General features: G+C 71.1%; 24 protein-coding genes. 12 read left to right on the top strand and 12 right to left on the bottom strand.

Annotation, left to right across the window (positions count from 1 at the left end; translation table 11 throughout):
* From QOL99_RS04685 to QOL99_RS04675, 3 genes are all read left to right on the top strand, one after another.
* A partial coding sequence (locus tag QOL99_RS04685; RefSeq protein WP_285521874.1) for a DNA translocase FtsK occupies positions 1-1,479 on the top strand: 1,479 nt, incomplete at its 5' end.
* 163 nt (positions 1,480-1,642) lie between these two features.
* Positions 1,643-3,364: a fasciclin domain-containing protein gene (locus tag QOL99_RS04680; RefSeq protein WP_285521872.1), complete on the top strand. Its 1,722-nt coding sequence runs from the start codon at positions 1,643-1,645 to the stop codon at positions 3,362-3,364.
* 128 nt (positions 3,365-3,492) lie between these two features.
* Complete coding sequence (locus tag QOL99_RS04675) at positions 3,493-5,397, top strand: phosphodiester glycosidase family protein (RefSeq protein ID WP_456318843.1); 1,905 nt, start codon at positions 3,493-3,495, stop codon at positions 5,395-5,397.
* Positions 5,398-5,401: 4 nt separating this feature from the next.
* On the opposite strand, the gene QOL99_RS04670 is transcribed toward QOL99_RS04675, so the two are convergent.
* The 6 genes from QOL99_RS04670 to QOL99_RS04645 form a co-directional block, all read right to left on the bottom strand.
* Positions 5,402-5,944 carry a 3'-5' exonuclease gene (locus QOL99_RS04670; protein ID WP_285521869.1) on the bottom strand — a complete coding sequence of 181 codons (543 nt, stop codon included), beginning with the start codon at positions 5,942-5,944 and terminating at the stop codon, positions 5,402-5,404.
* 132 nt (positions 5,945-6,076) lie between these two features.
* Positions 6,077-8,218 (bottom strand): catalase, encoded by a 2,142-nt coding sequence (locus QOL99_RS04665; RefSeq protein WP_285521868.1) that lies wholly within the window; start codon positions 8,216-8,218, stop codon positions 6,077-6,079.
* Between the two features lie 248 nt (positions 8,219-8,466).
* Positions 8,467-9,375, bottom strand: a complete 909-nt coding sequence (gene uvsE, locus QOL99_RS04660; RefSeq protein ID WP_285521867.1) for a UV DNA damage repair endonuclease UvsE — start codon at positions 9,373-9,375, stop codon at positions 8,467-8,469.
* Positions 9,372-9,548 carry a DUF2256 domain-containing protein gene (locus tag QOL99_RS04655; RefSeq protein WP_285521866.1) on the bottom strand — a complete coding sequence of 59 codons (177 nt, stop codon included), beginning with the start codon at positions 9,546-9,548 and terminating at the stop codon, positions 9,372-9,374. The genes uvsE and QOL99_RS04655 overlap by 4 nt, the downstream gene beginning before the upstream one ends.
* Positions 9,541-10,035, bottom strand: a complete 495-nt coding sequence (locus QOL99_RS04650) for a gluconokinase (protein WP_285521865.1) — start codon at positions 10,033-10,035, stop codon at positions 9,541-9,543. Before QOL99_RS04650 ends, QOL99_RS04655 begins: the two co-directional genes overlap by 8 nt.
* Before the next feature lie 58 nt (positions 10,036-10,093).
* On the bottom strand, positions 10,094-11,167 hold the full coding sequence (locus QOL99_RS04645; protein ID WP_285521864.1) for a 3-deoxy-7-phosphoheptulonate synthase: 1,074 nt from the start codon (positions 11,165-11,167) through the stop codon (positions 10,094-10,096).
* A gap of 845 nt (positions 11,168-12,012) precedes the next feature.
* Between QOL99_RS04645 and mbhE the strand changes: the two genes are divergently transcribed.
* Genes mbhE through mnhG form a run of 7 tightly spaced genes read left to right on the top strand, consistent with a single transcriptional unit; the run spans position 12,013 to position 18,097 of the window.
* Positions 12,013-14,325 (top strand): hydrogen gas-evolving membrane-bound hydrogenase subunit E, encoded by a 2,313-nt coding sequence (mbhE, locus tag QOL99_RS04640; protein ID WP_285521863.1) that lies wholly within the window; start codon positions 12,013-12,015, stop codon positions 14,323-14,325.
* Positions 14,322-14,810 (top strand): Na(+)/H(+) antiporter subunit B, encoded by a 489-nt coding sequence (locus QOL99_RS04635; protein WP_285521862.1) that lies wholly within the window; start codon positions 14,322-14,324, stop codon positions 14,808-14,810. Before mbhE ends, QOL99_RS04635 begins: the two co-directional genes overlap by 4 nt.
* 53 nt (positions 14,811-14,863) lie before the next feature.
* Positions 14,864-15,307: a sodium:proton antiporter gene (locus QOL99_RS04630; RefSeq protein WP_285521860.1), complete on the top strand. Its 444-nt coding sequence runs from the start codon at positions 14,864-14,866 to the stop codon at positions 15,305-15,307.
* Positions 15,304-16,845, top strand: a complete 1,542-nt coding sequence (locus QOL99_RS04625; protein ID WP_285521858.1) for a proton-conducting transporter transmembrane domain-containing protein — start codon at positions 15,304-15,306, stop codon at positions 16,843-16,845. The genes QOL99_RS04630 and QOL99_RS04625 overlap by 4 nt, the downstream gene beginning before the upstream one ends.
* Entirely contained in the window at positions 16,842-17,375 is a 534-nt protein-coding gene (locus QOL99_RS04620) for a Na+/H+ antiporter subunit E (RefSeq protein ID WP_285521856.1), read from the top strand. The genes QOL99_RS04625 and QOL99_RS04620 overlap by 4 nt, the downstream gene beginning before the upstream one ends.
* A complete protein-coding gene (locus QOL99_RS04615; RefSeq protein WP_027459842.1) occupies positions 17,372-17,632 on the top strand; it encodes a monovalent cation/H+ antiporter complex subunit F in 261 nt (86 codons plus the stop codon). The genes QOL99_RS04620 and QOL99_RS04615 overlap by 4 nt, the downstream gene beginning before the upstream one ends.
* A gap of 48 nt (positions 17,633-17,680) precedes the next feature.
* Entirely contained in the window at positions 17,681-18,097 is a 417-nt protein-coding gene (mnhG, locus tag QOL99_RS04610; RefSeq protein ID WP_285521850.1) for a monovalent cation/H(+) antiporter subunit G, read from the top strand.
* 96 nt (positions 18,098-18,193) lie between these two features.
* Here mnhG and QOL99_RS04605 read toward each other — a convergent pair whose 3' ends face one another.
* The 3 genes from QOL99_RS04605 to QOL99_RS04595 form a co-directional block, all read right to left on the bottom strand.
* Positions 18,194-19,198, bottom strand: coding sequence for a TerC/Alx family metal homeostasis membrane protein (locus tag QOL99_RS04605; protein WP_285521848.1), 1,005 nt, complete (start codon positions 19,196-19,198; stop codon positions 18,194-18,196).
* A 272-nt stretch (positions 19,199-19,470) separates the two neighbouring features.
* Positions 19,471-19,800 (bottom strand): hypothetical protein, encoded by a 330-nt coding sequence (locus tag QOL99_RS04600; protein ID WP_285521846.1) that lies wholly within the window; start codon positions 19,798-19,800, stop codon positions 19,471-19,473.
* Positions 19,801-19,834: 34 nt separating this feature from the next.
* Positions 19,835-20,419, bottom strand: coding sequence for a YIP1 family protein (locus QOL99_RS04595; protein ID WP_285521842.1), 585 nt, complete (start codon positions 20,417-20,419; stop codon positions 19,835-19,837).
* A gap of 61 nt (positions 20,420-20,480) precedes the next feature.
* On the opposite strand from QOL99_RS04595, the gene era reads away from it, so the two are divergent.
* On the top strand, positions 20,481-21,407 hold the full coding sequence (era, locus tag QOL99_RS04590) for a GTPase Era (protein WP_285521839.1): 927 nt from the start codon (positions 20,481-20,483) through the stop codon (positions 21,405-21,407).
* A gap of 190 nt (positions 21,408-21,597) precedes the next feature.
* On the opposite strand, the gene QOL99_RS04585 is transcribed toward era, so the two are convergent.
* From QOL99_RS04585 to QOL99_RS04575, 3 genes are read right to left on the bottom strand one after another with little or no spacing between them, the layout of a single operon-like run.
* Positions 21,598-22,065: a Nudix hydrolase gene (locus tag QOL99_RS04585; RefSeq protein ID WP_285521838.1), complete on the bottom strand. Its 468-nt coding sequence runs from the start codon at positions 22,063-22,065 to the stop codon at positions 21,598-21,600.
* Positions 22,065-22,424: a nucleotide pyrophosphohydrolase gene (locus QOL99_RS04580; RefSeq protein ID WP_285521835.1), complete on the bottom strand. Its 360-nt coding sequence runs from the start codon at positions 22,422-22,424 to the stop codon at positions 22,065-22,067. Before QOL99_RS04580 ends, QOL99_RS04585 begins: the two co-directional genes overlap by 1 nt.
* Positions 22,425-22,480: 56 nt before the next feature.
* Positions 22,481-22,972: a DUF4384 domain-containing protein gene (locus QOL99_RS04575; protein WP_285521833.1), complete on the bottom strand. Its 492-nt coding sequence runs from the start codon at positions 22,970-22,972 to the stop codon at positions 22,481-22,483.
* Between the two features lie 102 nt (positions 22,973-23,074).
* On the opposite strand from QOL99_RS04575, the gene QOL99_RS04570 reads away from it, so the two are divergent.
* The coding region (locus QOL99_RS04570) for an AAA family ATPase (RefSeq protein WP_285521831.1) at positions 23,075-23,920 on the top strand (846 nt) is incomplete at its 3' end.

Raw genomic sequence — 23,920 nt, 5'->3', positions numbered from 1 at the left:
CGCCGCCGCCCCAGCCAGGGCGCGACCGACCTCGCGCTGCCGGGCTACGACCTGCTTGACCCCGTCCCGGTGGGCACGGTCAATCCGGCCGCCCTGCAGGTCGCGGCGCAGCAGCGGGCGGCCGTGATCGACCAGACGCTGCGGCACTTCGGTCTCCAGGCCCGCGTGGTGGACTTCGCGCGGGGGCCGACCGTGACCCGCTACGAGATCGAGCCCGCGCCGGGCGAGAAGATCAGCCGCATCGCCAGCCTCTCCAACGACCTCGCCCGGGCGCTGGCGGTGGGCGGCGTGCGCGTGGAGGCCCCGGTGCCCGGCAAGAGCGTGATCGGGCTGGAGGTGCCCAACCTCGAGCGCGAGCCCGTCACCTTTCATCAGGCGGCGGCGGCGCCCACCTTCCGGGGCACGCGGGCCAAGCTGCCCATCATCCTGGGCAAGAGCATCGACGGCGAGCTGATGGTGGGCGACCTCGCCAAGATGCCTCACCTGCTGATCGCGGGCTCGACAGGCTCGGGCAAGTCGGTGTGCGTGAACACGCTGATCACCAGCCTGCTCTACCGCTACCTGCCCACCGAACTGCGCTTCCTGATGGTGGACCCCAAGATGGTGGAGCTGACCCCCTACGACGGGATTCCCCACCTCGTGCGGCCGGTGGTGACCAACCCGGTGGACGCGGCGGGCGTGCTGCTGGGAGCGGTCGCGCACATGGAGCGGCGCTACAAGATGATGAGCGCGGTCGGCGCCAAGAACCTCGAGCAGTACAACGCCAAGATGCGGATGGTGCAGGAGACCGAGCTGCCGCACCTCGTCATCATCATCGACGAGCTGGCCGACCTGATGATCACCTCGCCCAAGGAGGTCGAGTCGGCGATCATGCGCCTCGCGCAGATGGCCCGCGCGACCGGGATGCACCTCGTGCTCGCCACCCAGCGGCCCAGCGTGGACATCCTGACCAGCCTGATCAAGGTGAACGTGCCCGCCCGCGTCGCCTTTGCCGTGAGCAGCAGCCACGACTCGCGCACGATTCTGGACAGTGTGGGCGCCGAGCGGCTGACCGGGATGGGCGACATGCTGTTCTACCAGCCGGGGCTGATCAAGCCCATGCGCCTGCAGGGGCCGTACATCTCGGAGGTCGAGTCGGCCCGCATCGCCGACGAGTTGCGGCGGCAGGTGTTCGACGACGCCTTCGTGGAAGCCTACGGCTCCGACTTCGAGGGCGCCCCGGAGGCCGGCGGCCCCGGCCCGGACAGGGCCAACATGGACTTTTCCGACCCGCTGCTGCGGCAGGCGGCCCTGATCTGCATCGAGGAGGGCCAGGGCAGCGTCTCGCGGCTGCAGCGCCGACTGTCGGTGGGCCACGCCCGCGCGGGCAAGCTGATGGACATGCTCGAGGCGATGGGCATCGTCTCCAAGCACCAGGGCAGCAAACCGCGCGACGTGCTGATCACCGAGGCCGACCTGCCGGAGTACTTCGGTCGGTGAGTTTCCGGGGCTGTGAGCAGTGCATGAGAAAGCGGCCAACCCAGGCCGTTTTTTCTTTTAGGAGATGTGGGGGAAACGTTACCGAAGTTGCGTTTCAGGGCGCCGTGTAGAACATTGGGGGACGGACCAGCCTTTTTAAAAACTTTCTCTCCGAGGTGACCTTATGAAGAAGCAGACCAGCCTGCTCACGCTCAGCCTGATGCTTGCCACCCCCGCGCTCGCGGGCGGGGCCGGCGCTCCCGCCGCCCAGAACCCCGCGACCTGCCGCAGCATCGCGCAGATCGTCTCCAGCGACCCGCAGTTCAGCACCCTGCTGACGGCGGTCGAGGCGGCCGGGCTCACCGAGACGCTTGCGAGCGGCCAGTTCACGGTGTTCGCGCCGACCAACGCGGCCTTTGCCAAGCTGCCCAGCGACCAGCTCGCCATGATCCTCAACGACGAGGAGATGCTGCGCAGCGTCTTGCTGTACCACGTCGTGCCCGGCAAGGTCTCCTCGGCGCAGGTTCGCAGCCTGACGAGCGCCCGCACCGCGCAGGGCGCCACCGTGAACGTCCGCGTGATGAACGGCCGCGTCATGATCAACAACGCCGCCGTGACCCGCGCCGACGTGGCCGCCTGCAACGGCGTGATCCACGTGATCGACACGGTGCTGGTGCCCCCGGTGGCCCCGGCTGTCGCTGCTCCCGTGCCCGCTGCTCCGGTCGTGACCACGCCCGCCCCGGTGGCCCCCGTGGTGACCGCTCCGGTCGTCACGGCGCCCGCCGCCTTCGACATCCGCAGCATCCCGGCCGTGCCGCTGACGGGCGCGACCACCACGACCACCACGACCACCACCACGGAAACCACGGCCGCCACCGAGACGACCACGGAGACGGCCACCACCGAGACCACGACCGAGTCGACCGCGACGGCGGCGGAGACGACCACCGCGACGGAGACCGAAGTGACCGTCACCACGAACACCCTGTACGACGTGATCGTGGCCGACGAGCGTTTCAGCACGCTGCTTGACCTGCTCAGCGACGCGGGCCTGACCGAGACGCTGACCAGCGGCGAGTTCACGGTCTTCGCGCCCACCAACGACGCCTTCGCGGCGCTCGACGACGCGACCCTCGCCAACCTCGCCGCCAACCCCGAGGTGCTGCGGCAGGTGCTGCTGTACCACGTGGTGCAGGGCCGCCTGAGCACCGAGCAGCTCGCCAGCAACACCAACCTGACCTCGGTGCAGGGCGGCACGCTGTCGCTGACCCTGAGCGGCACCGCGCGGGCTGTCAACGCGGCCCCGGTCACGGCCAGCCTGACCACCGCCAGCAACGGCACCATCTTCGTGATCAATCAGGTGCTGCTGCCCCCCGGCCTGACCATCCCCGCCGCTGAAACCATCGAGGAGGCGCCTGCCACCGCCGAGGCAACGACGGGCACGGCGACGACCACCACGACCACCACCGCCACGGTGACCGCCACCCCGGCGGCAGGCAGCCTCGCGGCCTTCGTGACGACCGACCCCCGTTTCAGCATCCTCGCGGAGCTGGTGCAGGCCGCGGGTCTGGCCGAGACGCTGGGCAGCGGCGAGTTCACCCTCTTCGCGCCCACCAACGACGCCTTTAACGCGGTTCCTGCTGCCACCCTGGCGGCGCTCCGGGCCGACCCGGCCCGCCTGCGTCAGGTCCTGCTGTACCACGTGGTGTCTGGCCGCGTGACCGCGACGGCGCTGGCCGAGAGCCCCACGCTCACCACCGCGACCAACGTCCAGATCCCGCTGACCCGTCCCAGCGGCACGGCGGGCGCCCGGATCGGGGACGCCAACATTCAGGGCGAGGGCATCGCCACCTCGAACGGCACGGTCTACATCATCGACACCGTGCTGATTCCCGCCGGGCAGTAAGCCACACCGGCCCTTTCCGAAGCCGCCCGCCCCGTGCGGGCGGTTTTCGCGTGGCCCAACAGGAAGGCGGGCACGCTACACTCGCGCCCGTGACGAGGAGGCGAACGAGGGGAGCGGCGGCGCTGGCGCTGCTGGCATGGGCGGCGGGGGCAGCGGCTGCCCGCCCGGTGGCAGTGGGCGGCGCAGTGCAGGCAGCGGCGGTCGAAACGCGGCTCCTGCCCGGCGGCAGCGAGGCCCTGGCGGTCTGGACCCTGCCCCGGCTGGGCGTGGCCGTGCGCAACGACCCGCAGGACCTGCGCCTGCGCTACGGCGAGCGCGAACTGCGGTACGCGCCGGGACTGGGCTGGCGGGCGGCAGGGTTCACGCTGACGGGGGGAGCGCCGCTGCCCCCGCCGCAGGCCCTCGGCCCCAGCCTGTACGTGCCGCTCGCGGCCCTGCGGCTGCTGGGGGTGCCGGTCACGGCCGACACGCCGGAACTGCTGGGGTTCGCCGCTCCCGCTGCCGTCCCGGGAGAAACGCTCCCCCCTTCGCCCGATCTCCCGGCCCCGGCGGAGGCGGCTCCGGCACCTGCGCCTGCTGCTCCCGCTCCCTCCCTGCCCCCACTCGCGAACCTGGGCACCGTGCGGGTGGGGCGCTCTCTGCACCGCACAGTGGAAGTGCAGCGGGTCGTGCTGGAACTCAGCGCGGCCACCCCCCACCGCGTGGTGCGCGAGTCCGGTGGCCTGAACGTGCTGCTGCCGCGCGTGACGGGCAGCGCCTCCCGGACCGCCCTGCCCGGCGGGGACGACCTGCGCGTGGAGGCCACCACGGAGGGCCTGCGGGTCGGCCTGCGCACGGGCGGAGGCACCAGCGAGGTCTTTACCCTGGACAACCCCTACCGGGTCGTGATCGACACGACCACGCACCTCGACCCCCGCGTGCCGCCGCCTGTCAACCCGGAAACGCTGCCCGGGGGCGTGACCTACCGCACGCGCGGCGGGCTGCATCTGCTGAGCTTCGATCCGGCGCGGTTTCAGCCCCGCGTGGTGACGGCCCCGGTGGGGGCGGCGCGGGACGTGGCCGCGCTGGTGCAGGCCGCGGGCGGAGTGGCGGGCGTGAACGGCGGCTACTTCGACCCCGCCAGCCGTCTTCCGGTGGACCTCGTGGCGGTGGGGGGCCTGCTGACGGCGGGCAGTCTGGAGAGGCGGGCGGCGGTGGGCTTTACCCCGCAGGGCACGCCGCTGTTCGGGTATCCCCGCCCCCGCTACGTGGTGGGCGGCGACTTCGGGACCCTCACGGTGAACGGGGTGGGCGCGAAGGTGCGGCCCACGCTGCTGACCGCCTTTGTGGGCGACGGCGCGACGCGGGTGGGCGCCGGGGGCCTGACGACCCTGTGGGCCGAGGGGGGCCGGGTCAGCCGGGCTGCCCCAGGGCCGGTGGTGCCGCCGCGCGGGGTGCTGGCGCTGACCTTCGACCCGGCCCGCTTTTCTGCCCTGCCGCGCACACCGGGCGCCCGGCTCACGGTNGTCAGCCGGGCTGCCCCAGGGCCGGTGGTGCCGCCGCGCGGGGTGCTGGCGCTGACCTTCGACCCGGCCCGCTTTTCTGCCCTGCCGCGCACACCGGGCGCCCGGCTCACGGTGTCGGTGAACTGGCAGGCCACCGACGCCCCCTGGGACCGGGCGCAGGACGCGCTGGCCGCCGGGCCGCTGCTGGTGCGGGGCGGGCGGGTGGTCCTCGACCCCGGGCGCGAGGCCTTTGACACGGGCGCGAGCATCTGGCGGGCCACCCGGCAGGTCGCCTTCGGGGTGCTGGGGGACCAGCCCACCGTCGCCTACCTGGAGCACGGGACGCCGGAAGCGTTCGCGGCGGCCCTCGTGGGGGCGGGCGTGCAGGACGCGGTGCGGCTGGACAGCGGATCGAGCGCGACCGCCTATCTGACGGGCGGGTACGCTGGGCTGGGAGGCTACCTCAACACGGTCTGGAGTCGGCCGGTGCCCAACGCCATCGTGTTCGTGCCGAAGGTGACGGCAGGGGCGGCGAAGGCAGGCCGGTAAGCCCCTACGCCCCCACCCGCAAGCGCTCCATCAGCCGCACGTACGCCTCGGCGGTCACGCGCACGTCTCCCAGGGAACGGTGACGCCCGCCGGGAGCGAACTCCAGCCCCAGCCGCGCGGCCAGCAGGTCGAGCTTGTGCGAGCGCTCGCTGGGAAAGGCGCGGCGCGAGAGCTGCAGGGTGCAGTGCTCGGCGGCCGGGGCCCAGCGCAGGCCGTGGCGCCGGGTGGCCGCCCGCAAGAAGCCCCCGTCGAAGCCGATGTTGTGCGCGACCACCGCCGAGTCGCCCACGAAGTCGAGGAACTCGGGCAGCACGTCGCCCAGCTCCCGCGCCCCGCGCACCATCGCGTCGCTGATGCCGTGGACCTGCTGCGCCCGCCAGGGAATCCGCAGCGGGAACCCCTCGCCACTCACGGGCCGCACCAGCGTCTCGAAGCGCTCGTCTTCCCGCACCCGCCCGTCCCGCACCCGCATGGCCCCGATCTCCACGATAGCGTCGCGCTCGGGCGAGAGGCCAGTGGTTTCCAGGTCGAAGACGACGACGTTCACGCCTCCCAGGGTAGCGTGCCGGGAGCCGGGCGGCGTCACCACAGGAATCCCCCTGCCGAACCGAACCCGGCAGGGGGCGAACTCGGCAGGGGGAAAGCTCAGGGCCACCCATCGGCGCGTCGGCGAGGGCGGTTAGGCAGGCACCTGACCCTTCGGGCGGTTCCAGAAGCGGTGCTGGGCCACGGCGGCGATAAAGCCCTGGGTGAGATTCACGAGTTCCGCGCCGTCCGACGTGACCACGCCGAGGTCGGGCTGGCCCTGCGGCCCGGAAAGGTCCACCCCGGCGAGGTCGGCCGCCCGCAGCAGCGCCACACCCTCACCCGCCGCGCCGATGGCCTTGCCGTGCTTGAAGCTCTCGTTGAGGAAGTGCAGGGCGTCCCCCTGCCCCTTCAGGGCGTCGATGCTGGCCGGCCCGCCCGGAACGAACACGGCGTCGTACATCACCGAGGCAGTGGTCATGAAGCTCTTGTCCACCTTGACCTCGCCGCCTTCTCCCTGCAAGGGTTTCTGGAACCTGGAGATCACCTCGACGGTGGCCCCCGCGTCGGTCAGCGCCTGCCGCACGGCACTCAGGCCCGCGTCGTCCACACCGTCGGCGGCCAGCACCGCGACCTTGCGGGTCCTGATGGAGTCGGTGCGCTTGCGGGCCTCCACGCCGACTTCGGGCACCCGTCCCGTCACGGCCGGACTGGCATCCTCGGTGGGCGGCTCGACGCCGATCCCCTCGGCCACCCGCACGGCGAGGCTGTGGTCGATCCGGTTGAGGTACTCGTGGACCATGCGCTCGCGGATGGCGAAGACCTCCACCTTGCCCAGCTCGAACTGCGCGGCCTCGACCAGATGGTCCTGCTCGGGCGGGGTCAGCGAGTGCCAGAACATCGCGGGCTGGGTGAAATGGTCGGCAAAGCTGGGGCTGCGCCCACGGATCTTGTGGCCCGCCACCCGCTCCGCGTAGTGCACGTACCCGCCCTCGGCCTCGGGAGCGGGCCGGGGCGTGCCGTCGCCCAGCGAGTTGGGGAAGTACGACACGCGGCCCCGGTGGATGGTCTGCTGCCCGTAGCCCTCGCGCTGGTTGTTGTGGACCGGCGCGACCGGGCGGTTGATGGGAAGCTGCGCGAAGTTGGGCCCGCCCAGCCGGATCAGCTGCGTGTCGAGGTAGGAAAAGAGCCGCCCCTGCAGCAGCGGGTCGTTGGTGAAGTCGATGCCCGGCACGACGTGACCGGGGTGGAACGCCACCTGCTCGGTTTCCGCGAAGAAGTTGTCGGGGTTGCGGTTGAGGGTCATCTTGCCGACGATCCGCACCGGCACCTCGTTCTCGGGGATGATCTTGGTGGCGTCGAGCAGGTCGAAGTCGAAGCGGTGCTCGTCCTCTTCCTCCACGATCTGCACGCCCAGCTCGTACTCGGGGAAGTCGCCCTTCTCGATGGCCTCCCACAGGTCGCGGCGGTTGAAGTCGGGGTCCTTCCCGGCGATCTTCTGCGCCTCGTCCCACACCAGCGAGGCCGTGCCCAGCACCGGACGCCAGTGGAACTTCACGAAACGGGCCTTGCCCTCGGCGTTGACGAAGCGGAAGGTGTGCACCCCGAAGCCCTCCATCATGCGGTAGCTGCGGGGAAGGGCGCGGTCGGACAGCACCCACATGACGTTGTGGGCGGTTTCGGGCATCAGGGAGATGAAATCCCAGAACGTGTCGTGCGCCGCCGACGCCTGCGGCATCTGGTGGTGCGGCTCGGGCTTGACGGCGTGGACGAGATCGGGGAACTTCACGGCGTCCTGAATGAAGAAGACGGGCATGTTGTTGCCCACGAGGTCCCAGTTCCCCTCCTCCGTATAGAACTTCACCGAGAAGCCGCGCACGTCGCGCACCGTATCGGCCGAGCCGCGAAAGCCCGCCACGGTGGAGAAGCGCACAAAGACGGGGGTTTTCACCGACGGGTCCTGAAAGACGCGGGCGCGGGTCAGCTCGGTCAGCGGCTCGTACACCTGAAAGTAACCGTAGGCGCCCGAGCCCCGGGCGTGCACGACCCGCTCGGGGATGCGCTCGTGGTCGAAGTGCATCATCTTCTCGCGCAGGTGGAAATCCTCGAGCAGCGTGGGGCCGCGCAGACCCGCCGTCAGCGAGTTGTCGGTGTCGCTGACCCGCAGGCCCTGGTTGGTGGTGAGGTACTGGCCGCGCGAGTCCTTGCGGCTTTCGCTCAGTTGCTCCTGCTTGCTCTGCTCGCTGACCCCACGGGGTTCGGGGGACGCGGGCGGCCGGTTCGGGTGGTCGGTCATGGAACTCTCCTTCCAAGAGAATTGGAGGCGGGCGTCAACGGAGCAGGTCGCCCGAACCAGCCCAGAACGCGGCTCAGGCGACCCTCCAGACTCCGTTGAACGTGGCCGTCAGTGTAGCGCGGGCTCCCCCGGGGGCCTTTTTTCTGTTCCGAACCGTGAAGTCTTCCTGAGCGCTGAAGCAGCCCGCCGCGCCCGCAAAACCCCGGCGGACCGGGTGCGTCCTCTGCCGTGCCGGTCCTGCGGATGGGTCACGGCTGCTCCGGCGGTACAGCCCCCCGCCCCATCAGCCCGGCCACCGCCTCTTCCTTGCCCTTGGCCTCCACCTCGATCCAGGGCACGTCGCGGTAGGCGCTGGGGAAGTCGGTGATCAGGTGGCTGTGGCGGCGGTCCTGCGGGCCGTCGATGCCGTTGGAGAGGTGGACGACCTGCCACTCGGGAGGCTGCCACGTGGCGCGGGCTTTCAGGACCCACTCGCGCACGCTGGGGTCCTCCTGATTGGGCAGCTTCTCGCGGACGACGTGGTGGTGGGCGTCGAAGACGAGGGGCACACCCGTTGCCCCGCAGACGGGCAGCAGGTCCTGCGGGCCGTAGGCGCGTTCGTCGTTCTCCAGCCCCAGGCGCAACCGGGCGCTGTCGGGCAGATCGGGGATGATCGCGGCGAGTTCAGCCGCCCGCCCCCCCTTGCCGCCGTGCAGCAGCAGCAGGTTCCAGGTCGAGCGCGGAAAGCCGAAGCGGTCGAGCGTGTCGGCATGCGCCGCGATCGCCCGCGCACTCGCCGCCCGGACCTCGGGGCGGACCGAGTTCAGCACGATGAACTGCTCGGGGTGCATCAGCACGCGAATCCCGGCGTCCTCGAAGGCCTGCCCCGCCTCCCGCATCGGCCCGGCGAGGTGATCGAGCACTGCCCGGCCGGTGTCATCGTCCTCGAGATCGAACATGGGGAAGAGGCTGGAACTCAGGCGGTAGAGCCGGATGCCCCGCGCCGCGCAGAACTCGGCCGCCCGCCGCACCCGCACGATATTGTCGGCGTACAGGTCGAGCAGCTTGGCCTCGCGCTCGCCCGGCGAGAGCTTGCGGTAATTGGTCAGGGTGATGGTCCGGAAACGCACCTCCGGGCCGACCGTGAGGCACACCAGGCCGTAAGCCGGGGCGGTCACGAGGTCCCCCGCCGTGCCGCCGCCCGGCAGCGGTCGGAGCAGTACTTGACCTGTTCCCAGTCGCGCTCCCACTTCTTGCGCCAGGTAAAGGGCAGGCCGCAGGCCGCGCAGACCTTGCTGGGTCGCTCGGAGGGCTTGCGGCCCCCGCCGAGGCTTCTGGGGCGGTCAGGCATGGGCCACCCCCAGCGCGGTCAGGGCGCGGGCGGCGAGGTCGGCGGGCGAATCGGCGGCCGTCACGCCCAGGGTCAGCACATCCGGCTCGTCCCGGCCCGGCTCCTCCAGCGCCGCGAGTTGCGAGGGCAGCAGGTCCGGCCCCGCGTAGTGCCCGCTGCGGGCCGCCAAGCGCCCGTGCAGCAACGCTTCCGGCACCCGCAGGAACAGAAAGCGGACCCCAGGCCCCCGCAGCGCGTCCCGGTAGGCCCGCCGCAACGCCGAGCAGGCCAGGACGGCTGCGGGCCGCGCCTCCAGTTCGGTCCGCAGCCGCTCCAGCCAGGGCCAGCGGTCCGCGTCGGTGAGCGCCTCGCCCCGGGCCATCCGGCGGCGGGATTCCTGGGAATGGAAATCGTCGCCGTCCAGAAACGGCCAGCCTGACCGGGCGCTCACCTCGCGCCCCACCGTCGTCTTGCCACTGCCTGCCGCGCCCATCACGACCAACCGCATGGGGACAGTCTGAAGGCTGGCCCGCCGGGCAACCGTGGGGATGAAGGAAAACTCCGGGTCAGCCTCCCAGCGCCGCATGCGCTTCGAGCAGCAGCGCCTCGGTCTCGTCCCAGCCCACGCAGGCGTCGGTGATGCTGACGCCGGGCTGAAGCCGCGACAGGTCGGCGGGAATGGCCTGCTTGCCGGGGCGCAGGTTGGATTCCAGCATCAGGCCCCGGAGGGCCGTCCCCCCGGCGAGGCGCTGCGCGAGCACGTCCCGCCAGACTCCGGCCTGCCGGGTGTGGTCCGAGCCGCTGTTGGCGTGCGAGGCGTCCACCATGACGGCGGGGGTCAGGCCCGCCCCCTCCATCAGCGCGGCGGCCTCCGCGACGAAGGGGGCGGCGTAATTCGGCCCCATCCGGCCCCCGCGCAGGATGACGTGCCCGTGGGGGTTGCCGCGCGTGTGGACCACGCAGGCGCGGCCGTCGTCGTCGATGGTGAAAAAGGCGTGGGGGTGCCGCGCGGCGAGAATGGCGTCCACCGCGAGCTTGAGGCCGCCGCCCGTGCCGTTCTTGAAGCCCATCGGGGCGCTGACCGCGCTCGCCATGACGCGGTGGGTCTGCGACTCGGCGGTGCGGGCCCCCAGGCAGGCCCACGCCACCGCGTCGAAGAGGTACTGCGGCGCGAAGGGGTCGAGCAGCTCGGTGGCGACCGGCAGCCCGAGTTCGGAGACCCGCAGCATCAGCTCGCGGGTGCGGCGCAGCCCGGCGTTCATGTCGTTGGCCCCGGTCATGTCGGGGTCGATCAGGAAGCCGCGCCAGCCCACCGTCGTGCGGGGCTTGTCCACGTAGACGCGCATCTGGACCTCCAGCCGGTCTCCCACCCGCGCCCGCAGCGCAGCCAGGCGCCCGGCGTAGGCGACCGCCTCCCCGAAGTCGTGAACCGAGCACGGCCCCACCACCGCGAGCAGGCGCCCGTCGCGCCCCGCGAGGATGTCCTGCGCGGCCTGCCGTCCGGCCAGCACCGTCGCCCCGGCGGTCGGCGTGAGGGGCAGCTCCGCCTTGAGGTCACGCGGGGTGACCAGCGGCGTGAAGGCCGTGACATGGAGATTTTCAGTGCGGGCGGGCTGGGCCGGGGGCTGGGGTGGAGACATGGGGGTCCTCTCGGGGCTGAAAAGCAGGGGCTCAAACGAAAACGCCCGGAGAGCTGAACTCCTCCGGGGGGCTGGTGGCTGGTGGGCAGCGCGGCGTCAGACCCGGAGGAAACGGGGCCAGCAGGGAAACGCGGCGCGGGGCGACATGGGGCGCAGTCTAGACCGGGCGGGTATGGGCCGGGGGGAGCGGTCTAGAGGAATGGGCCGGAGCTTGCAGGCCGCCCGGCGAGTCACTTGGCCCGCCACCTCCCTCCCACCGGGGGTGACACAGATTCCGGCTGACCAGTGACAGAAACCGTTCCGCCCGAGCGGACTCGCCAAGCTGAGGAGTGGCGTCCCCAGCGGGCAGGTTTGCTCAAGCGAGTCCGTTTTTCCCAGGAAGGGGCGTCCATTCACGATGACGGCGAAGCAGAGCGAGCAGGAAACAACGGGGGGCGGGAAAGGAGTGACCGGGGCGGTGCCCTCCCGGTTCGGTCACGGGTTGGACAGAGTCCATATGAACAGAGTCCGTGTGAACAGAGTCCGCATGAGGGGTGAGGGGGCTTTTCCCCCGGCGCCCTGACTTCGGCGGTTGCCCCGCGCCGCGTGTGCGCCCTCCCGGTTCTTCCGCGCCTGTCCGCTAAACTGACCTCCGGTCGGACGCAGGTTTCCCGGGGGCACCCGCCGGGGCACGGGCGAATCCGAGGACCAGCGGAGCCGGAGGGGGACGGCTCCATCTCCCGCCGTCGCTGAGTGGCGACCGCCTCCCGTCTCCAGGACCCCTGGCGGGGCGGTGGCGCCCTATTCCCGGAGGTTCCCATGCCCACACGGCCTCTACTCCCGCCTATTCCGCACGCGGGCGGTCCATGACGCTCGCGGTCTTCTTTCCCTTCCTGATCGCCGCGCTCGCCGCGTGGCTGGGCCCGAGGCTGGGCCGCCGCACCGGGTACGTCGCGGCAGCGGCCTTCTTGCCTGCCCTGCTGCTGATTCCCGAGTTGCTGGGGATGCCGGGCGCGGCGCCCGCACTGGAGGTCACCCGCTGGGTGCCCACCCTGGGCCTCGACCTCGCCTTCCGGGGCGACGGGTTCTCTCTGCTGTTCGCGGTGCTGATCGGTGTGATCGGCACGCTGGCGAGCCTGTACTCGGTCGCCTACCTCTCGGAGCGCGAACGGTTCGGGCGCTTTTACAGCTACCTCCTGCTGTTTGGCGGCTCGATGCTGGGGCTGGTCCTCAGCGACAACCTCGTGGCGCTGTTCGGCTTCTGGGAGATGACCAGCGTGACGAGCTTCCTCCTGATCGGGCTGTGGCACACCCGCTCGGCGGCGCGGGACGGGGCGGTCAAGGCGTTTCTGGTGAGTGCGCTGGGCGGCCTCGCGATGCTGGCGGCGGTCGCCATGATCGCGCTGGGGGGCGGCAGCACGTCGCTCTCGGCGCTGGACGTGGGGGCGCTGCGCGAGTCGGCGTACTTCACCCCGGCGCTGCTGCTCACGCTGCTGGCAGCCTTTACCAAGAGCGCCCAGCTCCCCTTCCACCTGTGGCTCCCCACCGCGATGGAGGCCCCGACCCCGGTGTCGGCCTTCCTGCACTCCGCGACGATGGTCAAGGCGGGCGTGGTCCTGGTCGCCAAGTTCGGGCTGCTGTTCGGCGGGGCGGCGCTGTGGTCGGCCATCATCGTGCCGGTCGGTCTGGCGACGCTGGTGTGGGGGTCGTGGCTGGCGCTGCGGCAGACCGACCTCAAGGCGCTGCTGGCGTATTCCACCGTGTCGCAGCTGGGCCTGCTGATGAGCCTCTACGGACTGGCCGACGCCGAGGGCCGCTTTGCCGCGACCGCGCACCTGCTCAACCACGCGGCCTTCAAGGCGGCGCTCTTTTTCGTGGTGGGCATCATCGACCATGAGACCGGGACCCGCGAACTGCCGCTGCTGGGGGGCCTGCGGCGGGCGCTGCCGCTGACCTTCGCGGTGGCCCTGCTGGCGGCCCTGAGCATGGCGGGGCTGCCGCCGCTGGGCGGCTTCATCTCCAAGGAGCTGTTCTACGAGGCGATGCTTCATCAGGGGCCGCTCTTCCTGGCGGTGGCGGTCGCGGGCAGTGCGCTGACCTTCGCGTACTCGCTGAGGCTGCTGCGGGTCTTTCTGGGAGCGCCGCGTGCCCCCGCCGGGGCCGAGCCGCACGAGGCCCCGCCCGGCCTGACCCTGCCCGCCGCCGGACTCGCGCTGACCGCGCTGGCCTTCGGGCTGCTGCCCGGCACCGCCGAGGCCCTGACCCGCACCGCGCAGGGGGCCCTGAACTTCGGGGCCTACGAGGGGAACCTCAAGCTGTGGCACGGGGTCACGCCCGCGCTGCTGGCGACCTTTCTCACCTGGGCGCTGGGGGCGGTGCTGGTGTGGCAGGCCAGTGGAATGGAGGCGCTGGGGCGGCGCCTGACCCCCCGGGTGAACGCGAACACGGTGTACTACAGCCTGACCCAGACTGTGAACGTCTTTTCCTCGTGGCTGATCGCGCGGACGCAGGGGCTGCCGCTGCCCGACCAGCTGCGGATCACGCTGGCCGCCGCCGCGCTGATGGCGGGCTACGCGGTGTGGCGGGCGCCGCAGGTGTTCTATCCCTTCGGGGAGTTGCCGCTGGGAGTGCTGCCGGTCGCCGCGCTGCTCGTCGCGGGGGCGGTGGGGGTGCTGCTCTCGCGCGGGCGCCTGACCGCCGTGATCGTGACGGGCCTGACGGGGTTCGGGAGTGCGGCGGCCTTTCTGGCCTTCCGGGCGCCCGACCTCGCGCTGACGCAACTGCTGGTGGAGGCCGTGACGGTGATTCTCTTTCTGCTGGCCTTCCGGTACCTGCCGGGGGTGCGGGACCTGCCGCGCACCCGGGGCCGCTACGTCTTCGACGTGGGGCTGGCCGGGCTCGCCGGGGTGGGCCTCACGCTGCTGGTGCTCTCCAGCGTGCGCTTTCTGGCCCCGCCCATCTCGCCCTACTACCTGGAATACAGCTACAAGGGCGGCGGCGGCAAGAACGTGGTCAACGTGCTGCTGGTGGACTTCCGGGGCTTTGACACCCTGGGCGAGATCACGGTGGTGGGCATGGTCGCGCTCGCGGTGCTGAGCCTGGTGCGCCTGGGCAAGCCGGGCCGCCCCCGCACGGCCCCCGACGACACGGCGGAGCCCCCCACCCGGAGGCGGTCATGACCCGGCCCCCCACCCCGTCCACTGGCCGGGAGGCCCCGGCCCCGGCCCCGCTGTCGGGCGATCCCATCTTGCGCTCGACCAGCCGGGCGGTGTTCGCGCTGGTGCTGCTGTTCTCCTTTTTGCTGCTGTGGCGCGGGCACAACGCGCCGGGCGGCGGGTTCATCGCCGGGCTGATGACCGCGTGTGCGCTGGTGCTGCACCGCATCGCCTACGGCTTTTCGGCGCTGCGCCTCGACCCGGTGCGGCTGATTCCCTGGGGACTGGCGCTGTCCTTTGCGACGGGCCTGGTGCCGTACCTGCTGGGCAAGCCCTTTCTCAAGAGCGACTACGGGTACATCACCACGGCCGTCACGGGCGAGTTCGAGTGGGCCACCGCCCTGCTGTTCGACCTCGGCGTCTTCTTGCTGGTCGTGGGGGCCAGCCTCACCATCGCCTACGCGCTGACCGAGGTGGCCCCGCAGGAAACGGTGGAGGGGGACGAATGAGCCAGGCTGCCCCCACCCGCCCCCGCCCTCTTCCCTGTCCGGAGGCCCGCTGAATGGAAACCCTCTTTGCCGTGATTATCGGCCTGCTGGCGGCGGTCGGCGTCTTCTTGCTGCTGTCGCGGGTGATCGTGCGGGTGGTGCTGGGGCTGACCTTTATCGGCTACGCGGCCAACCTCGCCATTCTGACCGTGGCGGGGCTGCGCGACGTGTCGCCGCCGCTGCTGACGCTGCCCGGTCCCTACATGGACCCCCTGCCGCAGGCCCTGATCCTGACGGCCATCGTGATCGGCTTTGCCACCACCGCGCTGCTGCTCACCGTGGCGCTGCGGGCCTATCAGGTCGCCGGGCACGACGACGTGGAAGCCTTTGGCGACAGCCTCGCCCGTGACCCGGGTGCCGAGGACGGCTCCTTCGCCGACCCCGAGCACCAGAGCCCCGACCGCCCCGACCTGGAGGACGAGGACGCCTCGCCCGTGGCCGCCGGGGGGCGCCCATGACTCCGGCGGACCTCGCGTGGTTGCCGCTGGCGCCCATCCTGACGCCGCTGGGGGTCGGGCTGCTGCTGCTCGTCCGGTGGCGCAGGCCGGTGCAGGTGGGGCTGGCGCTGGTGGGAGCACTCGCAGGGCTGCTGTTCGCGGCCGGGCTGGTCGCCGCCACCTCGGGCGGGGCGGTGCTGGTGGGCAGCCTGGGAGGCTGGCCCGCGCCCTTCGGCATCGTGATGACCGCCGACCGCCTCGCGGCGTGGATGAGCCTGCTCGCGGCGGTCAGCGGGGTCCTGGCCGTGTGGCAGGCCGCCGCCGACCCCGACCCGGTGCGGGAAAAGCACCACCTGTTCGCGCTGCTGTTCTTCCTGTTCGCGGGGGTGCAGATGTCCTTTCTGACCGGGGACCTGTTCAACCTGTTCGTGGCCTTCGAGGTCATGCTGGTCGCCTCCTACGCGCTGGCGGTGCTGGGGTCCACCCGCGAGCAGTTGCGCGAGGGCTTCCGTTACATCGTGATGAATCTGGTCGCCTCGGCGCTGCTGGTGGTGACCTGCGGCCTGACCTACGGGGTGCTGGGCACGCTGAACTTCGCGCACCTCGCGCAGCGGTCGGCCGAGCTGGGACCGAACACCACGGTGACGGCGGTGGGGGTGCTGCTCCTGATCGTCTTTGCCGCCAAGAGTGCGCTGTTTCCGCTGGGCTTCTGGCTGCCGGGCACCTATCCGGCGCTGCCGCCCGCCGTGGGCGCCTTTTTCGCGGCGGTGCTGACCAAGGTGGGCATCTACGCCCTGATCCGGGTGTTCACGACCGTCTTCGGTCAGGACCCGGCGCTGCCCAACACGCTGCTGCTGGGGCTGGGGGCGGTCACGATGCTGTTCGGGGCCTTTGGCGCGGTCAGCCAGCGCGAGTGGCGGCGCATCTTTTCCTTCACGGTGATCAGCTCGGTGGGCTACCTCGCCTTTGGGCTGGGCATCGGCACCCCGGAAGCGCTGCGGGCGAGCGTGGCGTACCTCGCGGTGAGCGTGCTCGTGACGGCGGCGCTGTTTGCCATCGCGGCGGTCGCGGAACGGGCGTCCGGGTCGCGGCTGGTCACGGTGCGGGGCATGATCGACTTTCTGCCGCTGCTGGCCGCCTGCTTCCTGCTGTGTGCGCTGACGGTGGCGGGGCTGCCGCCCTCGGGAGGCTTCGTCGCCAAGTACGCGCTGGTGCAGGCGGGGCTCGCTCAGGGGTCACCGCTGGCGCTCGTTGCCGTCTTCAGCGCCCTGCTCGCCAGCCTGATCCTGCTGTACGCGATGCTGGGCGTGTGGCGCGGCTTTTTCTGGGGCAAGCACCTCGTGATGTTCCCGGTCTACCAGGTCCCCTTCGGGCTGCGGTCCGCCGCCTACGCCGCGACCGCGCTCGTGGCGGGACTGACCCTCTTCGCGGGGCCGCTGCTGGGCTGGGCTGAGGCGACGGCAGGCGAACTCCGCGAGCCCGGCCGGTATGTCCGGGGCGTGCTGGGCGACGACCCCGTCGTGATTCCGCCCCCGCCCACCGTGCCGGAGGAGCCGTGAGCCGCCTCACCCTGGTCTGCCTGCTGGCGGTGGTGTGGGCGCTGCTGCTGGGCGAGCCGGGGGTCCGCAACCTCGTGGTCGGGCTGGGGCTGGGGGTGCTGATCGTGCGGCTCTTTCCCCGGGCGGTGGGAGCACGCGCCGCTCCCCGGGGAGCGCCCGACCTGCGGGCCACCCTGCGGCGCGGGGCTGGCTGGCTGGCCTTCCTCGGCTTCTTTCTGCGCGAACTCACCGTGGCAAACGTGCAGGTCGCGCTGCTGGCGCTGCGGCCCCGGCCCCGGCTCAATCCCATGATCGTGGAGGTGCCGCTGCGGCTGCGCGGCGAGGGCCTGCTGACCCTGCTCTCGGCCTCGATCACCCTGATGCCGGGCACCGTCACGGTGGGCCTGAGCCGCGACCGCCACACCCTCTATGCCCACGCCATCGGCACCGCCGACGCCGAGGCTGCCCGCGCTTCTATCGTGCGGGTGGAGGGCTACCTGCTGGCGCTCGATACCCCCCTTCCCTTCCCGCCCACCGGAGGCCCCGCATGATCATCAACCTCGCCCTGGGCATCGTGACCCTCTCGGTGCTGCTCGTGACCTACCGCGTGCTGCGCGGCCCCTCGTGGGGCGACCGCATCATGGCCTTCGACTTCCTGAGCGTGAATCTGGTCGTGCTGTTCGCGCTGATCGCTGTGCGCACCGGCTACCTCGTGATGCTGGACGCCGCGCTGGTCCTGAGCCTGCTGGGATTCCTCTCCACCGTGGCCCTGACCCGCTACCTGCTGCTGGGCCGGGTGATGAAGTGAAGCGGTCCGCCGTTCGCCACCAGCCCTCCGCCGGGAGGAGCACGCGTCATGGATGACTTTCAGGCCGTTCGCGACCTCCCGATTCTGATCGGGGCCTTTTTCGTGCTCACGGCGGCGATCGGGGTGGTGCGCTTTCCGGACCTCTACTCGCGGCTGCACGCGAGCAGCAAGCTGGTTACGCTGGGGTCGGCGGGCATCTTCCTGGGGGTGGCCTTCGCGCTCAATGACGCGGCGGCCTTTACCCGGCTGGCGGCGGTGCTGCTGTTTCAGTTCCTGACCACGCCGCTCTCGGCGTACCTGATCGCGCAGGCCGCCTACCTGCGGGGCCTGCCGCCCATCCTGGGGGACGGGCAGGGCGGGGGCACCGACGAGTGGGGAGCGCTGGGCCGCGCCGACGAGGTCGCGCAGGCCGACCGCGAGGCCCTGCGGGTGCTGGCCGAGGAGGGGCTCGTGGACGAGGGGTAGGCCGGGAATGGGTCGGTGGCCGGGAAGGCCGTGTCCTGATGGGCACCTTCCCGGCCACCTGCCGTTCCTTCCCTGCCTCGCCCGGGCCGAACCCGCCTATGCCTGGGCCGCGTCCCCGGCGCCGCCCCCCCCGCGCGGACGCCACAGGCTGACGAGCACGCCGCCGCCCAGAATCGCCAGGGTGACGGTCAGACTGACCGCCGGGTCGACCTTGCCGAACGCCTGCCCCCAGAAAATCTTGGCGCCGATAAAGACCAGCACCAGCGCCAGCGCGGGCTTGAGGGCCCAGAAGCGGTCGACCAGGGCGCCCAGCGCGAAGTACAGCGCCCGCAGGCCCAGGATGGCGAAGATATTGCTGGTGTACACGATAAAGGGGTCTTGCGTGATCGCGAAAATCGCCGGGATGGAGTCCACCGCGAACACCAGGTCGGCGAATTCAACCAGCAACAGCGCCAGCAGCAGCGGCGTGGCGTGCAGCCGGATCCGCCCGGCGGCATCGGGCAGCCGGGTCAGGAACCGCTCGCCGTCGAGGCCAGGGCTCAGGGGCAGCACCCGCCGCAGCGCCCGCACCACGATGTGGCGCTCCAGGTCCGGGGCCTCACTGTGCCCGCCGCCCCCGCGCAGCAGCTTGACCCCGGTCAGCAGCAGGAAGGCGCCGAACACCCACATCACCCAGTCGAACTGCGAGACCAGCGCCGCGCCCAGCGCGATCATGATGCCGCGCAGCACGATCACGCCCAGGATGCCCCAGAACAGCACCCGGTGCTGCAGGTGACGGGGAATCGCCAGGGCCGCGAAAATCACGCTGATCACGAACACGTTGTCGAGGGCCAGCGCCTTTTCCACCGCGAAGCCCGTCAGGTAGGCCATGCCGCTCTCGGCGCCCAGCGCCCACCACACCCACGCGCCGTACAGCAGCGCCACGGCGATGTAAAAGGCACTCAGGCGCAGGCTGGCGCCCACCCCGAGTTCCTCACCCCGCTGCCCCCGGCGCCGCGCCAGTACCCCCAGGTCAAAGGCGAGCAGGCCCAGCACCAGCACGAAGAAGACCGCCCACATCCACATGGGCTTGCCCATCCACAACGTCATCCACAGGTCCATTCCGGGAGTCCTTCCGGACCCGTCCACCCGGACCCACCCGGCGGCAGGAACTCCACCCACGGGAGGAGGGCCAGCACCAGAGCAGGCGTCCCCGGATGGGGGATCCTGCCCAGGTCTGGCCCTCGCTGCGTGGGACCGGGGCGGCGTTGCCTCCCGAACTGTCGGCCCTCATGCACCCGGCCGGATCAGGCGCGGGCGGCGTACTCCCCTGAAGTGCCCGCAGTGTGACAGAGCGTCGGCGCGGCAGAGTGTGGCGCAGGCAACAGAGGTGATCAGGCCCCGCTGTCCGCGATCCCCCGCAGGCGCTCGACCCGCTCGGCCAGCTCCCCGAGGTCCAGGCCGCGCAGGGCACGGGCCGCGCGGTCCACTCCGGCCCCGTCCACCCGGTTCTCGTTCCAGCCCGCGATCAGCATCGCGCAGCCTTGCAGGGCGTCGCCCATCTGCTCTTTGTGGAACATGGCCGCCAGCGCTCCGTCCCGCTGGGGCTGGGTCTGCTGGACCTGCCCCTGCACGTCGAGGACGACCTGCATAAAGACCTGATCGAGCCGGGCGCGGTCGTCGGTGGAAAGGGTCACGTCGGAGGAACCGGGAGTCTGCGTCATGGCGGGCAGTCTAGAGGGGCGGGGGCCTGCCCGGTCAGCGGCCCACGAAGGGCGAGAGCAGCAGCGGCGCGAGCAGCAGGCTGACCAACAGGCCATTGAGCAGCGCCGCGAGCAGCAGGGTCGCGCCCGCCTGCACGGGGTCGCGCAGGTTCATGCTGGACTGCACCGCGAGGTAGCCGAACACCACCAGCGCGACCGTCACCAGCAGGCTGACCAGCCAGCCCAGGATGGGAATGATCCCCAGCAGCGTCCCCAGGATGCTCAGCGGCACGTAAAACAGCGAGAAGCTGTAGGCGACCTCCTCGTAGCGCCCGCTGCCCCGGAACAGCCGACCGCCCAGCAGGTAGACGGCCCCGGTGAAGATGCCGAATTGCAGCGGAATCAGCACCAGGCGGCTGAAGAACTGCCCCAGCACCGTCACGTCCCCGTGAAAGGGCGCGAACAGGGCCGCGATGATGGCCGAGACCAGCGCCGCGAGGCCCACGTACCAGAACGCCTGCCGCACCCCGCCCCGGCGCTCGAAGTGCTCGAAGGTGGCCGGGCTGGGGCGGGTCAGCACCGCCGTGCTCTGGGCAAACATGTCGGCGAAGGTCGCCTGAATCCGGGTCGGGGCGCTCATGCCCCCAGTACGCGCCGGGGGCCGGGGCCGTTCCCGGTGCCCCCCGTGCGACAATCACCCCATGACCGGATTCTCCTCCCCAGACGCGGACGGCGCCGCGACCCACTCCGGGTTCGTCGCCATCGTGGGCAAACCCAATGTCGGCAAGAGCACGCTGCTCAACGCTTTTCTCAACACCAAGGTGGCTCCCACCAGCCCGCGCCCCCAGACCACCCGCCGGGGCGTGCGCGGCATCCACTCCACCGACACCCACCAGATCGTCTTCGTGGACACGCCGGGGCTGCACAAACCCAAAGACGCCCTGGGCAAGTACATGAACCAGGAGGTTCACAGTGCGCTCAGCGACGTGGACGTGATCCTGTGGGTCGTGGACCTGCGCCACCCCCCCACCGACGAGGACGGGCTGGTCGCCCGGCAGGTGCGCGACCTTCCCAAGCCGCTGTTTCTGATCGGCAACAAGACCGACGCCGCCAAGTACCCCGACGAGGCGATGAAGCTCTACCGGGCGCTCCTGGAGGAACGCACGGGCGAGACGACCGAGGTCATGCTCAGCGCCCAGAACAGCCCCGAGGCGGTGGGCACCCTGCGCGAGCAGATTCTGGACGTGCTGCCGGAAAACCCCTTCTTCTTCCCGCGCGGCGCCGCCAGCGACCAGAGCCGCGAGCAGTGGGCCGCCGAGATCATCCGCGAGGAGGCGATGAAGAAGCTGCGCGACGAGCTGCCCTACGCCGTCGCCACCCGCGTCAACCGCTGGACCGAGCGCGAGGACGGCCTCCAGCGCATCGAGGGTGAGATCGTCGTGGAGAAGAACGCCCACAAGGGCATGGTGATCGGCGCGGGCGGCAAGCAACTGCGCGAGATCGGGCAGGCCGCCCGCAAGCAGCTCGAGGTGTTCCTGAACCGCAAGGTCTTTCTGGGGCTGGAAGTCATCGTGATCCCCGGCTGGCGCGAGGACGAGGAGGCGCTGCGGGAACTGGGCTACGAGTAAAGCGGCGGGACCCAGGGAGGCGGGCGCTCAGGCGTTCGCCTCCTCGCTTTGGACTTATCCGGATTCCGATTGAAGGGTGCCCTGAACACCCGGAAATCCGACCGAAGGGAGAAGGAAAAACGACGGATTCCGGGCGATGGATGCGCATCCAGCGCTGTCCTGGATGTGCAGGAATCAGACGGAATCCGTATCAGCGGCGCTCGCGTTCGCGCAGGGCGGCCTCGTAGAACAGTTTCGTCTGGTACATCCGGATCTGCCCGGCGTCGTACAGGGCAGCGAACTCCTCGCGGCTCACGTAGCGGGCCTCGGCCACCTCGTCGGTGAAGGTGGGGGCGACCGCCTGGCCCGGCAGCGGCTCGGCCAGCCAGAGGTGACGCAGGACGAACACGCCGTCGGGAAAGCGGCCCAGGTAGGTGTTCAGGTACCGCACCAGCCGCACCCGCAGCCCGGTTTCCTCGTAGGCCTCGCGCACGGCGGTGTCCTGCGGGTTCTCGCCGTCCTCCACGCTGCCCGAGGGGATGTGCCACAGCCCAGCCTTTTCCATCTGGCCCGGCACGCCGAGTTCGCGCACCAGCAGGATGTCCCCGCGCCCGTTCAGGATGACCACCCCGCCCGCGTGGAGGTCGACGGGCACATGCGTGCGTTCGCCGTGCTGCATCAGGCGCTGCCCTCACCTTCGGGCCCGGCCTTTCTCGTCCAGCGGTCCGCGTCGCGCGTCTCGACCTTCGCCATCATCCGCGTAAAGCCGCGCTCCAGGTTCAACCCTCGCTCGTTCGCCATGCACAGCATCACGAAGAGGAGGTCGGCGAGTTCCATCTCCAGGTCGCCTGTGTCCTCGCCGGGCTTGGGCGTCTTGCCGTTGCCGTGGGCGATCACGCGGGCGATCTCGCCGGTCTCCTCGGTCAGGCGGGCCAGCATCAGCAGGGGCGGAAAATACCCCTCCTCGAACTGGGAGATGTAGGCGTCCACGCGCCGCCGGGCGTCCTCGAAGGTCAGGCTTGCAGGGGGCAGGCTCATGTCCGGCAGGGTAACCAAAACCAGCCGCGCGGGGGCGGCTGGCGGGTGGGGGCAGCTCAGCGGATGTACAGGGAGGTTTCCTGCACGTCGCGGTCGGCGGCGGCGTAGGGCTGGACATACGTGGTCGTCGCCGTGTTCCAGCGGCCCTCGGTGTAGACCCCGCTGAAGACGAGTTCGGTGGTGGGCCGCACCCGCGTGAAGATCGCCCGGACGCGCTGGAGACCGCGCGGCGCGGCCACGTTGTAGGTCACCCCGTCCTGTGGGCGGGGGAAGACGGTGGTGCCCGCCTGCACATAGACGCCCTGCACCAGGGTGCTGGCGACGCCGCCGGGTTGCAGGGCGACCAGCGTGAGGTAGCCGGGCGTGCGGGTGGTGATCCGGAAGCGGACCTCCTCACCCACCCGGTAGGTGGCTCCCTCGCCGCGGTCGGGGCGCAACTCCGCGATCAGGTTGCTGCGGCTTCCGGCGAGGCCGAGGGTGCTGCCGACCGTCACGGTGCAGGAGCTGAGACCCAGGGCAAGGGCGCCGAACAGGGCGAATTTGTGCATGGGGGCAGCCTAGTCCCCCAAACTGACGCGCTCCTGAGAGTGGGATGCCCGGAAGGTCAGGAAGCGTCCCATGTCGCGCCCCGCCGGGCCGTAGCATGGCGTATGCGCCGCTCCTGCCTGCACCCCGCCGTGCCCCGGCTGCTGCCGCTGCTGCTGCTCGCGCCCCTGGGAACCCCTGCCGGGGCCACCCGCGCGGCAGCCCCGGCTCCCGGCCCCCAGCAGACGCGGCCCGCCCCGACCCTGCCGCCCGCCCGCTACACCCTTAACCGCCTGTTCGAGGATGCCGGGGCCGGGCGCATCAAGTTGCTCACCCTAGCGGGGACCGGAGACGCCTCGGTGTATCTGGAGGATCAGACGCGGCCCGTCTCGCTGGTGGTGCCCACCGACGCCGCGACCCAGGCGTCCACCCTAACCCGGCTGCGGCAGACCGACGTGCCCCTGCGGGTCGTGACCGGCGGCTCGCCCTTCGCGTGGGTGGGGTCGGTGCTCCCGCTGATCCTGACCGGGCTGATCCTGCTGGTGCTGTGGCGCTCGCTGCGCGGCGGCGCGGGCGGCGGGAACGGGGCGGGCAACTTCGGGAAGTCGAAGGCGGCGGTGATCAGCGAGGGGCAGATCAAGCTGACCTTCGCCGACGTCGCGGGCTGCGACGAGGCCAAACAGGACCTGCAGGAAGTCGTCGACTTCCTGCGCCACCCCGAGCGTTACCACCAGCTCGGCGCCCGCATCCCCCACGGTGTCCTGCTGGTCGGCCCCCCCGGTTCCGGCAAGACCCTGCTCGCCAAGGCGGTCGCGGGCGAAGCCCGCGTCCCCTACTTCTCCATCTCCGGCAGCGACTTCGTCGAGATGTTTGTCGGTGTCGGCGCCGCCCGCGTCCGTGACCTGTTCGAACAGGCCCGCAAGTCCGCCCCCTGCATCGTCTTTATCGACGAGATCGACGCCGTCGGGAGA

The organism is Deinococcus rhizophilus, assembly GCF_030271215.1.
Lineage (GTDB): Bacteria > Deinococcota > Deinococci > Deinococcales > Deinococcaceae > Deinococcus > Deinococcus rhizophilus.
The sequence above is the reverse complement of the archived record's forward strand: the minus strand, read 5'-3'. Positions and strand labels throughout refer to the sequence as shown.